This is a genomic window from Brenneria roseae subsp. roseae (assembly GCF_003115845.1).
Lineage (GTDB): Bacteria > Pseudomonadota > Gammaproteobacteria > Enterobacterales > Enterobacteriaceae > Brenneria > Brenneria roseae.
In genome coordinates, this window is the sequence record NZ_KZ819031.1 from 166,906 (window position 1) to 179,358 (window position 12,453).

Annotated in this window: 10 protein-coding genes; 7 read left to right on the forward strand and 3 right to left on the reverse strand. The window is 40.3% G+C overall.

The annotated features are described in order from the left end of the window. Window positions 1-141: 141 nt before the first annotated feature. On the reverse strand, window positions 142-1,086 hold the full coding sequence (locus DDT52_RS14630) for an ArdC family protein (protein WP_136156997.1): 945 nt from the start codon (window positions 1,084-1,086) through the stop codon (window positions 142-144). 479 nt (window positions 1,087-1,565) lie between these two features. On the opposite strand from DDT52_RS14630, the gene DDT52_RS14635 reads away from it, so the two are divergent. The 5 genes from DDT52_RS14635 (at window position 1,566) to DDT52_RS14655 (ending at window position 5,931) form a co-directional block, all read left to right on the forward strand. Beyond that, window positions 1,566-2,726 carry a carbohydrate kinase family protein gene (locus DDT52_RS14635; RefSeq protein ID WP_112216932.1) on the forward strand — a complete coding sequence of 387 codons (1,161 nt, stop codon included), beginning with the start codon at window positions 1,566-1,568 and terminating at the stop codon, window positions 2,724-2,726. A gap of 71 nt (window positions 2,727-2,797) precedes the next feature. Then, window positions 2,798-4,180, forward strand: a complete 1,383-nt coding sequence (locus tag DDT52_RS14640) for a toll/interleukin-1 receptor domain-containing protein (RefSeq protein ID WP_136156998.1) — start codon at window positions 2,798-2,800, stop codon at window positions 4,178-4,180. Beyond that, a complete protein-coding gene (locus tag DDT52_RS14645) occupies window positions 4,177-4,875 on the forward strand; it encodes an 8-oxoguanine DNA glycosylase (RefSeq protein WP_136156999.1) in 699 nt (232 codons plus the stop codon). Before DDT52_RS14640 ends, DDT52_RS14645 begins: the two co-directional genes overlap by 4 nt. Beyond that, window positions 4,872-5,474 (forward strand): 7-cyano-7-deazaguanine synthase, encoded by a 603-nt coding sequence (locus DDT52_RS14650; RefSeq protein ID WP_136157000.1) that lies wholly within the window; start codon window positions 4,872-4,874, stop codon window positions 5,472-5,474. The genes DDT52_RS14645 and DDT52_RS14650 overlap by 4 nt, the downstream gene beginning before the upstream one ends. Further along, window positions 5,464-5,931 carry a TIR domain-containing protein gene (locus DDT52_RS14655; RefSeq protein ID WP_112216934.1) on the forward strand — a complete coding sequence of 156 codons (468 nt, stop codon included), beginning with the start codon at window positions 5,464-5,466 and terminating at the stop codon, window positions 5,929-5,931. Before DDT52_RS14650 ends, DDT52_RS14655 begins: the two co-directional genes overlap by 11 nt. 356 nt (window positions 5,932-6,287) lie before the next feature. Here DDT52_RS14655 and DDT52_RS14660 read toward each other — a convergent pair whose 3' ends face one another. Beyond that, window positions 6,288-7,541, reverse strand: a complete 1,254-nt coding sequence (locus DDT52_RS14660) for a tetratricopeptide repeat-containing protein (RefSeq protein ID WP_136157001.1) — start codon at window positions 7,539-7,541, stop codon at window positions 6,288-6,290. Window positions 7,542-7,880: 339 nt separating this feature from the next. On the opposite strand from DDT52_RS14660, the gene DDT52_RS14665 reads away from it, so the two are divergent. Both DDT52_RS14665 and DDT52_RS14670 read left to right on the forward strand, forming a co-directional pair. Beyond that, entirely contained in the window at window positions 7,881-10,211 is a 2,331-nt protein-coding gene (locus tag DDT52_RS14665) for a P-loop ATPase, Sll1717 family (RefSeq protein ID WP_112216948.1), read from the forward strand. Between the two features lie 138 nt (window positions 10,212-10,349). After that, complete coding sequence (locus DDT52_RS14670; protein ID WP_136157002.1) at window positions 10,350-10,754, forward strand: TIR domain-containing protein; 405 nt, start codon at window positions 10,350-10,352, stop codon at window positions 10,752-10,754. A gap of 146 nt (window positions 10,755-10,900) precedes the next feature. Here DDT52_RS14670 and DDT52_RS14675 read toward each other — a convergent pair whose 3' ends face one another. Further along, window positions 10,901-11,791, reverse strand: a complete 891-nt coding sequence (locus tag DDT52_RS14675; RefSeq protein ID WP_112216937.1) for a DUF4231 domain-containing protein — start codon at window positions 11,789-11,791, stop codon at window positions 10,901-10,903. Between the last annotated feature and the right edge of the window lie 662 nt (window positions 11,792-12,453).

Genomic DNA, 12,453 nt, shown 5'->3' on the forward strand with positions numbered 1-12,453 from the left:
TGTGACTTGCTTTATTCCACTGTAGAGACATGACTGTTCGGTGCTCGCCTGGCTGCGCTCCGCCTCACTCGTGTCTCTACAGCGTTACTGTTTTAAGCGGCCCTACACGCAAAGCCGCATTCCGTTGCGACTCCTTCCTGCTCAGATTTTATCCATCAAATAACGATGCGCTTTGGATGCCGCGCTGGCGGCCTTGAAAATATAGCGTTTGTCGTTCTTCAGTGCTTTCAGCCAGGAAGCAATATAACTTTCATGCTGAACCTCTCCGACAATCCCCAGGTCCGCCATCAGGAACGCGCTTCCAAGCTCGGCGATCAACTCCTCAAAAGCATAATCCTCACTGCCAAACTTCCCTTTCATTTCTCGATTCAGACGGCTTTTACCACCACTCCAGTGCACCAGTTCATGCAGACCGGTGGCGTAAAAATTGGCAGCATCGGCAAAAAGATATCGTTCCGGTAAGCGAATTTCATCGGTTGACGGGATGAAAAAGGCGTTCTGCCCCTTCTCAATGATGGTTACACCACTGTTACGGAAAAGCGCTTCTGCCTGCGGTAACGGCTCAAAGTTCTCTGTCGGGAAAACTGCTTCGTCCCTCAGAGGCAAACCATCAATTTGCTCAACATTAAACACGGTGAACGTCTTCAGCATCGGGATATAGTCAGTTTCTCCGTCGTCATTTTCCTTTTCCAGTGTGGTATAGAAAATGGCGGTAGTGCCGTGTTCCCCTTTACGCACCTGCCCGCCTTCCGCTTGCGCCTGTTTGTAAGTCATCCAGCGTGAATCCTTGAATCCCTGTTCTGACGCACTGCTCCACAACAACATGATATTCATCCCGCTGTAAGCAGCACCAGTCGCATAATTTGAAGGTAATCCTGACATGCCCGGTACGCGCTGCCATGGGCAAGACCACGGTTTTACACCGGCTTCAAGCGCTGCAATGATGTTATCGGTGACGGTCTGATAAAAATCTGTTCTGGTTTGAGAAAATTTCGTTTTTGAGGAGCCTGACTGCTCCAGCGGGGATACGCTGGTCGCCGTTGCGGTGTTAGGGGCGCTAGTTTGGGTATGCAGGGAAATAGTCATGGTTTTTCTCCGTCAGTGGTGTGATTTTCGTCTTCGTATCGCCTGACGGTTCGCTTTCCCGGCATCGTTCCTGCACGCAAGGGCGCAGAATGCGTGCCATTTACCCTTGCGGGACGGGTTGTGTTGGGAAACGATTTAACGGAAGCAGATATGAAAAGGGAAAGCACGTAGGAGAGGACCTGCTGCCTTCTACCAGTGTTGTAACGCAGCTTGCTTCATGGTGTTGATAATTCGGCTTATTATTTTGAGGATGGGATGTATACGATCCGAGATCCGGAAACATAGAGACCATCCATCTCAAGTGTTCTGTTGAATCACTTTTTTGTTTAAAGAAGCATCATAAAAGTATTGGTTTTTTTTATATTCTCAGTAATATAGATTTACAATTGGTTTCTAGTCGTTCAAAAAGTAATGACAACAATTAATTAATTTTCTTACGGTTATTGTTGTTATTCGCTCCCTCAAATTGGAGTCAGGTGATGCAAATAGCTGGCGGTCTTTATCGTGAACTCTGTGAGAGTCCCTTCTGGGATATGACCTTCGGGTCTGGTGGCCGTGCGGCTATGGCTATAGCTTCACTTTGCTCAGATTCAGAGTTACATACCTATGCATCTGCATCCGATGAAAGCGCTATTTCGCAACTAAAAAGCCAAGGTATCCGTATAACTACAAATTTTCGACCTACATCTATTGCCTTTGCCTATTTCCATCCGCTTTCGGTTCCTCACATTGAACCATCCATCAAAAAAATTGAACGCCAAAGGCCAATCCATGTGACTGGAGAAGCAGTGTTACGCTTCGGATTTTTGGAGGGAGATGCTGTCGTTCATGCTAATAGGGCTGTTTACGACCCTCAGACATGGCGTAATCCCCAAGCCTTTTACGATAACGGTTCTAAAGCTAATGAGCTTTCTATCGTCCTAAATGAATTAGAGTTACAGCATGCAACGGGTATTGCACAGCAAGAAGAAGCAGTATCTCAGCTAATAAAGATGCAAAATGCTTATTCTGTGGTTGTTAAAGCTGGAATAAAGGGTGCAACCGTGTATGAGAGAACGGGGAAAATTACTTATATACCAGCATATCGCTCTTCGAAAGTATTCAAGATCGGTACAGGAGATGTATTTAGCGCCATATTTGCATTTCATTGGGCCTACCGAGGTTGTTCAGCCGAAAAATCTGCTGATTTGGCTTCGAGGTCGGTCGCTCTATATTGTGACAGCCGCCAGTTAACTTTTAGCCAAACATTAATGCCAAAATTGTCGCCAGTAACCTATATTCCACAGGCAAAAATTTGCTTAGAAGGAGCCGTTGATTCATTAGGTCAACGATATGTACTTGAGGAAGCTCGTTTAGCATTGAGTGAGCTCGGGATGGAAGTGTACTGCCCTGAACTATCATTCTCCACTTTGGACATAGTGGCTGATGCTGTGCTGGTTGTAGATGATGGGTTAAATATCGACGCCAAGAATCGCATTAACAATGCTATAGCAGAAGATATTCCTGTCGTCGTGCTACGTGAACGGATTACTACAAATACGACAGAGATTAAAAGCGCGTTAATTACAAATGATTTCACTACAGCAATGTACCTAACCGCCTGGTCAATTGATGCTTATCAAGCGTCAACTCCACAATAAAAAATGTAATTAATAATTATTGCGAATTAGGTTGTATAACGAAATGAAATTATCTGAGGCTTTGTTGACTTATGTCAGATGTGTATATAATTTATCCACATGAGAATATTAATATAACCCAGCGGTTGCATGAACTCCTTTCTCAACAATGGGATGTATGGTGGGATGACAATATTGTTGGTGAATGGAGACCTGCTATTGAAAAAAACCTTGCCGAGACGAAATGTGTTTTGGCGTTGTTTTCAGACTTTTCGCGCAAAGCGACCGTCACCGACGAACTAAGAGTGGCTCAAAAACATACTCAAAATATTATCGGGTTAACAATAGATCAAAGTGATCCTCCCTATCCTTTTGGAAGTTTAACGAGTATTGACCTTCGCGACTGGGATGGCGATGCATCTCATCCAGGTTTCCTACAACTGCAAAGAAAAATTGCACGAGTTGTATTGCCTCGTAAGGCCCCTAGTAGGCTGCAGGCAACCTCAGGTAGTAACTTACTTATTCCTAACATATTTATGTCTGTTTCATCTCATGAGACTCAGTTCTCACCTTCTGATGCATTAGAAGTGCTCAGAGTACATAAAACATCATCAATCCTTGTGTCAGCCTATGATTTAGTGAAATCCCATGACAAAAGAGAAATGCTTAGCAAAATTAAAGCATACCGCAAAGCAGGTGGCTTCGTTCTGATTGATTCTGGAAACTACGAAGCACGTCGATTGCAGGATAAAGAATGGAAACCCATTCACTACAGACAAGCACTGATGGATACACCCCACGATTGGGCATTTTGTTTTGATGTGGCAAAACCGAACCCCGAACCAGAAAAAGCCATAGAGCAGATAGTGAAGGCTGTTAAAAGGGATTCCAAATTCACAACTGCACCAATGCTACCCATCGTTCATGTTTCACAGGATGATGCTGGGCTTTCTAGATTACCTGTGATCGTAAAAGGTATTTCTGAGCGACTAAACCCTCAAGTTATAGCTATACCAGAAAGAGAACTTGGCGCTGGACTTGCTGCCCGGGCTAGTACAATGAAAAAAATAAGAAAATCCCTAGATGAGCTCCCATATTATCAACCTGTTCATCTGTTAGGTACCGGAAATCCATGGAGCATTGCAGTTCTTGTTGCTGCTGGTGCAGATACATTCGATGGTTTAGAGTGGTGTCGTTTTGCAATTGATCCTCGGCGGGGGCGGCTACATCACTTCCAACATTTCGATTTTTTCAAAAATAGTGGAGAACGAACGCCTTTTCTTGACATGGTCGATGCTCAAACAACTATTGGATATGCAGGGCAAGTAGCATTCTACAATTTGGAATACTACGCAGAATTTGGTCAGCTTATGCGTAGTATGATATCGACAAAAGATGCTGAACCCTTCGCGACGGGAGTAACAAGATTGTTCAGCAATGAGTTAAGAAAGCTTTTTCCTGAGGTTTTTCCATGAATAATTACACACCGGAGGCTTTATCTCGAGCCGTAAAAGCCTTATGTGCAGATCTAGATACTCGAATTGAGTGCGGGTTGGTATCTGATGAACGCTATTTATGGTGGGAACTCTCATGCTGCATACTCAGCAGCCAAGTGCCTTACCCTCTTGCTGTCGCTGCAGCTGATATCATTGACAAAGAGCAGTTGCTTCACAACTCTTACGAAAACCGTGACGAATTGATAACTCTTTTGTATGCAGTTCTTAAGAGACCATTGGAGGTTGAGGGAAAAAAACGGAGTTATCGATTTCCTAAAGCTAAAGCTGAACAACTAGCTGCAACACACACAGCAGTTGCCCAAACGGGGAAATCACTAAACTCATTGGTTAGCTGCGATGTATATTACGTACGCGCATGGCTGGTGGCTAACGCTCATGGTATAGGGCCAAAGCAAGCAAGCATGTTTCTTCGCAATTGTGGAGCAACTTATGACTTGGCCATTTTGGATCGTCATGTATTAGATTATATGTCTGCGCTTGGTATTTACTCAGGCAGTCAATCATCTATTTCAGGTTTAAATAAATATGGCCAATACGAAAATAAGCTACGTGACCATGCAGAGCAAATGAACTGTCAAGTCGGGCTGCTCGATTGGGCAATTTGGATTGTAATGCGAGTTGCGAAAAGAAATTATCAGAAGGAGTTAGCATGAGCATCGTTACTCTCGTTTCTGGCGGACTTGACTCGACACTGGTCGCTAAATTGGCGCAGGAAGAAGGGCTGCAAATTTTCCCCCTCTTTATCGACTATGGACAACGAGCTCGGGATAGGGAACTTGCAGCGTGCAAGTTATCGATGAGTACATTGGGACTGCCTGAACCAGAAATAGCAAATTTAGCTGGCTTTGGCCAACTAATACACTCTGGCCTCACCGACAAATCATTGCATGTAATTAATGATGCCTTCACTCCGGGGCGAAACCTGCTTTTTTTACTAACAGCTGCTGCCTATGCTTATCAGAAAAATGCAGATGCTATTTCTATTGGTCTACTCCATGAAAGCACAAGCCTCTTTCCAGATCAGACGTCAGAGTTTCTTGCTAGGGCGGAAATAATGATTTCATTATGCATGGGCAGAAAAATTAAAGTACTTGCCCCCCTTTCTGTTTTTACTAAATCAGATGTGGTTATGTTAGCAGATGAAAAAGGGATTTCAAATACGTACTCGTGTCATATGGGTAATGAAAAACCTTGTGGAAACTGCATCTCTTGTAATGAATTTAAGTTCGAGGATATGAATAATGGGCGGTAGCAGCACAGGTGGATGGAGCAGGCTTGGAGATGTGAGAGCCCTCGAACAAAAAGCTAAAGAAGCACTTAATGAGGGTAGAAGAAATGTATTCATCAGTTTTGCGACTGAAGACATGAATGAAGTTAATCTTCTCCGAGCCCAGGCTAAAAATGAAAATAATGATATTGAATTTAATGATCACTCAGTCCGAGAGCCTTATAACAGTGAACAAGCAGAGTATATTAAACGCAAGATTAGTGAACGCATTAATCGCGCATCAGTGACAGTTGTTTTTGTTTCCGATTCGGTAGTGCAAAGTCACTGGGTTAAATGGGAAGTAGAAAAAAGCCTTGAACTCGGGAAAAAGGTTATAGCAGTACACCCTGGTACACATTTTGATGGTGTTCTACCCAGGTGGATTTCTGATAATAATATAAAAATCATACCGTGGTCTAATTTATCTACTGAACTTAAATAAAAAATTAAGTATGAATCTATGGAATTGAGAAATTCCATAGATTCATTTACAGTATTTGATGAGCATAATCATGAAAACCATTCATCTCTTTAATCGAGTAACTTCATATAGTTAAAATCAAACTTGGATGATTTGTATAAACCTCTCTCACATCCAAAACAATAACAAATTAGCATAGAGAGTACATCCGATTTTTAAAATCTCATAGTTAAAAAATCAGGCTAGAAATTTCAAAAGATGAAATTTTTCTTGATTGGAATAAATCCACAACTTTTAACATTGTGATTGATAAAAAACACACAAATTCCAACATTTTTATATATGTCATTTAAGCTAAGCCGCACTAGTGGTCAAAATCACATTTCTACGTTTCCTAAAGTTATTAATTTTTCACTTTGGATAGACAAAACTTCACTTTTAGCTGCTAAATAAGTGTCAATTTCCCATTGAGCCATTGCTGCACCCATAAACTTCTGCTCATATACATTTCCGACATCCATATTTTGGCATGCAAAATAACAATTAGCTAAGGTCGCAAATATCCATCGTTTATCTGGCCTGTCAAAAAAGTCCGGTGACGATTCAATCAAAGTCAATGATTTTATTATTGACTTTCGTATTTTGTGAGCGCTCATAAAATCATATATTTTCTCAGCTTTTTCGTATTGCTCATGTGCACGATACTCAAAGCACAAAGCGAAATTTTCACCGTTGTAATAGTCTCGCCGAACTTCATATCCCCGCCCATAATAACTTATAGCCAAGTCAAGTGCAGCACGATCCCCCTGTAAAAGCCAAAGTCTCTTATTTATTGCCCCGGCAATGCCCAAAGTTTCTGGATCATTTGAGTGTGCAGGTTTGAGAGGAGTTAACACTGTTAAACCTTCATGCAATGCAGCTATCTCATCAGGAAGTTGCGATTTATATATACTTAGAGCAAGTTTTTGAAGGATATCAGGCTCTTCGGGCCTCATTTCGCGTGCAGCTTTGAAATGCTCAACTGCTAAAGCATGTTGACTTTTTCTTAGAAACTTCTCGCCTTCAAACATATGATGAGCAAGTTTCTTTTGCGCAGCCTCAGCCTCATCGACCATCTCAACATACTGATCGTCTGACATTCTTGGGGCAAGCAGATTTGGAAGAAATGTATAGACAGGGCTGTCAATAATTCGATCAGCCATCGCCCTTTCTATCAGTTCACTTAAAGCCTTCATGGCTCTTATCGCCTCACGCCCCATGATATCCTCACCGAAATGAGCATATCTCAAGGTACTAACATGGTTAAGATCAAAGTGAAGCTTACCTTGATCTTCATTCATTATAATAGTTGAATTGGGCCTTAAAGCATGCCGCACACCGAGTTCATAAATCGCGTTTACGTTGCCTGTCGAGATGTCCGCAATGACTAAATCTGCGCGCAACAGCATTTCGTACATTTGGACATCGATAATACCCGACTGCGAAATCTCATCAGCTCTAACACAACGTAGACCACGACTCAAAACTGCAGGCTGGATAATCGTTTCGTAAGTAGCATTTAGATCCAGAGTACGACCAGTTTCGTAATCTGTTTTTTTACCAAAACCCATCACGACAAAACATACTTGCATCTCAGCGATTCCTTTTGGAAACGAAAGCATCAGTTTAAGAAGATAGAAATAAAAACAAAACATATCAAATGGTTAGAAAAATTTGAACATCGCAACAATGCATCATCAGCGATGATTCTATTCTACCACCGCTAATGCTTCTAAGGTCACTAAAAGATTTTACTTTCAACCAATCAAAGAATCCAAAAAAATCTCGGAAGAAACCTAGCCAATAGAACAACCAATGATAGCTTCACAATACCAGCACGGAGTTAGCAAATGTCTCTTTACCATTGTATGCACCCTCGATACTCTAAGATCTAGGGTGTACGCATGGTGTTTATAAGTAGGATCTCAAGCATGAAGGATTTATCCGGCTTTTTCGCTTACGCATCAAGTCCCGTAGAAGTTGGGCAAACTATCGAACGGGCTGTAGATAACAGCAATAAAATCATAGGCAGGATAGCCATCTCAACGTGGATGGCTCTAGATGTTGTCGGGCATTTTATTTCTGATGAAGTCTTAACGGCTATTGATGCAACGGACTTATTGATTGCCGACATCAGTGAGCTCAATTTCAATGTCACGTATGAAATAGGTTATGCGATAGGTAAATCGAAGCGCGTATTGCTTGTCAAAAATAAGAGCCTACAACCTCAAGGACTGAAGATTTCTGATGTGGGAATTTTCGATACCTTAGGTTACCGGGAATATCAGAACTCTTCTGAATTAAGCGCATTTTTAACAAATGCTTCTGTCTTGAAAGCTATTGATACATCAGCAGTGCTAAACATTAAGGCTCCAGTGTATCTCCTCGATACGCCATACAAGACCGACTGGTCAACGCGAATAATCTCTAGGATTAAAAAGGCTGGTTTCACGTATCGTAACTTCGATCCGAACGAGTCTCCCCGTCTGTCTGCACATGATGCAATTACGCAAGTAGCAAAATCATACGGAGTTGTTGTTCCCCTTTTATCCTCGAATTCTACAGGTTTTGCTATTCATAACATGCGAGCAGCCTTCATTGCCGGTTTGGCTGATGGCATGGGAAAAGCGCTCAGCATTTTGCAGTCTGGTGATGAACCAGTCCCCATTGATTATCGTGATTTTGTAGAAGCGACTTACCACCCCGATGACGTCAATCGTGCAATAGAAGTGTTCGCCTCAAAGGTTACTCAAGCATTTCAGCAACTCGAAGCATCCGATACGAAGGTCGAGCGTTCCTTTATAAAAAAGGTTAATCTCGGTGCTACTTCCGCTGAAAATGAAATGCGCGATCTTGAGCGCTATTATTTAGAAACGGATCAGTTTCTTAAGTCCCTACGGGGTGAAGCTCATTTGGTTGTGGGACGTAAAGGTTCCGGCAAGTCGGCAATTTTCCTTCAAATTAGGGATGCAGAACGCGACAAGAACCGTAACAAAAATATTGTTTTAGATCTGAAGCCAGATGGTTACAAACTTATAAAATTTAAAGAAAGAATCCTTCAGTTTTTAGCTGAAGGTACGTATCAGCATACAATTACGGCATTTTGGGAATACGTGCTTCTCTTAGAGATATGTTACAAAATCTTGGAAAAAGATAGACAACGCCATATTCATGATCACCTTCTATACGAAGGCTATCGTGAGCTATCCGATTTATATTATGTTGAAGGTTATGATTATGAGGGTGATTTTTCTGAACGCATGTCAATGCTGATGGAAAAAATTTACTCTGAATACCAATCAAAATATGGTTCAGAAGAAAGTGTTAACCTAAGTTCATCCCAAGTCACTGAGCTTCTATATAAACACGATGTTAAAAACCTGAAACAAATGCTGGGACGCTACTTAAATAACAAACAGATTTTATGGCTGTTATTCGATAACATTGACAATGGTTGGCCTACCTCAGGATTGAAGCATGAAGACTTATTAATGATTAGGGCCTTAATAGATGCTACTCGAAAGATTGAACGTCAGTTTAGTAGTCCAGATCTCAAAATTCGGTCGGTGGTATTTCTGCGCAATGATGTCTACGAACTACTGGTAAGGGAGACATCTGATCGAGGCAAAGAAGCTAGCGTCATTCTTGATTGGACTGATGGCGATTTGCTACGTGAACTTATTCGCTTGCGAATTGTATCAAATGGACTAGATGAAGATATGGACTTCAAATCTGCGTGGCTACGACTTTTTGTTAGCCATTATATGGGCGAAGAAACTTCTCAATTTCTGATTGAACGTTCTTTAATGAGGCCGCGTTTTTTACTCAATCTTATTAACCATTGTAAAAGCTTCGCTATCAATCTAAATCATGAAATTATAGAAGCAAGTGATATAGAAAAAGGTATAAATGCTTATTCTGCAGATCTTTTACGTGATATTGGCTACGAACTTCGTGATATTTCTTCTGAAACCGACGGTGCATTGTACGCTTTTATCGCCTGCGAAAGTGAATTGTCAGAAATAGAAGTAATGAATAAACTAAAGCAATCAGGTATTGAGCATGATGGTGCTGCTCGTGTATTAGACTTGCTACTTTGGTATGGGTTTTTAGGTATTCGAATTAATTCAGATGAACCTAAGTTCATTTATGACTTCAGCTACAACAAGGCACTAATGGATGGTGTAAAAAGAAACTCGACTCAGACAGTTAGCTTGGTAATTAATCAAGCATTTTGGCCAGGATTAATGATAAACAAATAAATTCACATAAAATACATAAGGTTACATGCTATCTCTAGAAAAATAATTCATTAGCAATAAGATTAATGTTAATATAGCCAATATTTTATTGTATGTAGTAGTATAAGTGAAAAATCCACAGTACACATAGGTCATAAAATGTCGAAGGAATATAACGTATTCATTAGTCATGCTTGGTCATATCATAGCGAACTAGAAGATTTAAGAAGACTTATCGATGCCCGTGCATACTTTAAAGCTGAGTATTCAGAAGTTAGTCGAGATAAACCGATATATTCTATCAGTGCACCCTATATAAAAACGGTTCTTAAAAAGAAAATTTTAGAATCAAATATAATTATAGGCCTTGCTGGTATGTATGCATCCCATAGCGACTGGATGGAATGGGAATTACAAACAGCATTTGACAATAACATACCTATTATTGGAGTTGTTCCTCGAGGAGCGTTGAGGATATCAGCAACTGTTTCATCTAGGGCTATTGAGGTTGTCAGATGGAATACAGAAAGTATAATTTCCGCGATTAGAAACAACTCCATTTAAAATGGAATGAATTATTAACGCATCATTTATTTTATACCCCCCAAAACAAGGGGGGTAAAATATACCATTAACCTTGTCACAACCTCATCTTTAACTCATTAATTGACTAATCATCAGAGAATAATAATTAACAATTAATTACTTGGCTAATGTTTTATTGGGGCTTGCCTATTTGCTACTCTTCTAGCGAGCCATTGCGTATGCTCCCTAGAAAATGCTGTTTCAGCGTCTCTTACAAATTCAGAGAAATCATTTTCTCCAGAAATATATGATGATTGTTCTTTAATTATACCAATCTCATGTGCAGTTAAAAAATATGATGCAGAGAGTTCACTATATCTTTTAACCTGGACCCAGCCAACGAGAGCCGATGCTATCGTTGTTACTACACTTATTGGTATTAAACTCTCAGTATTTTGTGTCAAAAAAGCATTATAGAGAGAACATAAAAAAGCAAGAAGATAAATACAAAAAACGACCACTCCCCAGTATAAACTTAAGTTTTTATTAGATTGTGCCTTGCCTATATACCAGTCACGCTGATCATCTATTCTATATTTAACATATACATCTCGACGATCATCAAGATTAAGTTTTCTGATATTTTTCATCTCATCAGAAACCGTGCTTTCAAGTACTGATACAGAGTCGATACTTTTAGATATAAACTCACTACCACCCACGATACCGTCTAAATAAGATGCGAGCTGTGATATATTCCTTGGTTCATCTTTATCGTTAAAAGGTTCTGATTTCATGGAGAACTTCCACGAGATAGTTTTAATTGACTCAGTTACCGCTCTATATTTATACCACTCTCTTTCAAATTTACTTTTAAGTTTAAATGCTACCATCAACATTAGCATGGTGAATAAAAACAATGCAGTGTAATATTTGTAGTCATACTCCAGAAAAGCATTAACAGCACTAAATATCAATAATAAATATTCAATTCTAAGAGCAGCAAAGTAATATCTTTGATTGTTTTCAGATCTCTTATTAGTTATATCATAAAGACTAGGATATTTAATTTTCACACCACACCCCCTTTTTTATAGAAAACCATCTCTCTAGCAAATCTCATTTTCATTAATATTTTTTCAGCACAAACACATTCTTAGAATGTATGTACAAATACAAATCCATTCCCTAGGAAAAACATGATTATACAAGACGGCCATCCGGAATGGCACCTTCTCTATCGAATAATCGCATTTATCTTCTCAACTTTTGAGGATAGCAAAACTTGCTCCCAAATCCACGGACAATCCAATCTCTTGGCAACTAACGCGCCACAAACTGGAAGTGCCAGCGCATGGCAAAAAATATATATTACACAGTAAGTTAACGGTGAATTTACTGAACTTTTCTATGATGCTAATGAAACTTCAAACGTGATGCGTTTATGGTAGTCGTGCAGATGCAAAAGAATGGGCAGCCCCCACACCGTAACTTTCATTCATGAAATCGTTGAAGATGTTGCAGAGCAAGGGACAGCATTTGCCTATAGTCACCAAGGTTATTATATTCCCTACTTTAGTAACACAACTATTCCTTCTAGCAAACCTTCAATGAAAGGTGGTCATTCTGGTGGTCTTGACAGAAAAGGATTTCTGATTTAGCTTGTTTTTTAGCCAGTTACTGGCAAAGGCGATCCCAGTCAGAGGAGCCAATTTAGAGAAAGCAGACGTTCACTAAC

What these genes read in the sequence shown, in the direction of transcription:
- DDT52_RS14655 (WP_112216934.1), top strand. Translation starts at nt 5,464, where the DNA reads ATGGGCGGTAGCAGCACAGGTGGATGGAGCAGGCTTGGAGATGTGAGA.
- DDT52_RS14670 (WP_136157002.1), top strand. Translation starts at nt 10,350, where the DNA reads ATGTCGAAGGAATATAACGTATTCATTAGTCATGCTTGGTCATATCAT.
- DDT52_RS14650 (WP_136157000.1), top strand. Translation starts at nt 4,872, where the DNA reads ATGAGCATCGTTACTCTCGTTTCTGGCGGACTTGACTCGACACTGGTC.
- DDT52_RS14640 (WP_136156998.1), top strand. Translation starts at nt 2,798, where the DNA reads ATGTCAGATGTGTATATAATTTATCCACATGAGAATATTAATATAACC.
- DDT52_RS14645 (WP_136156999.1), top strand. Translation starts at nt 4,177, where the DNA reads ATGAATAATTACACACCGGAGGCTTTATCTCGAGCCGTAAAAGCCTTA.
- DDT52_RS14660 (WP_136157001.1), bottom strand. Translation starts at nt 7,541, where the DNA reads ATGCAAGTATGTTTTGTCGTGATGGGTTTTGGTAAAAAAACAGATTAC.
- DDT52_RS14630 (WP_136156997.1), bottom strand. Translation starts at nt 1,086, where the DNA reads ATGACTATTTCCCTGCATACCCAAACTAGCGCCCCTAACACCGCAACG.
- DDT52_RS14635 (WP_112216932.1), top strand. Translation starts at nt 1,566, where the DNA reads ATGCAAATAGCTGGCGGTCTTTATCGTGAACTCTGTGAGAGTCCCTTC.
- DDT52_RS14665 (WP_112216948.1), top strand. Translation starts at nt 7,881, where the DNA reads ATGAAGGATTTATCCGGCTTTTTCGCTTACGCATCAAGTCCCGTAGAA.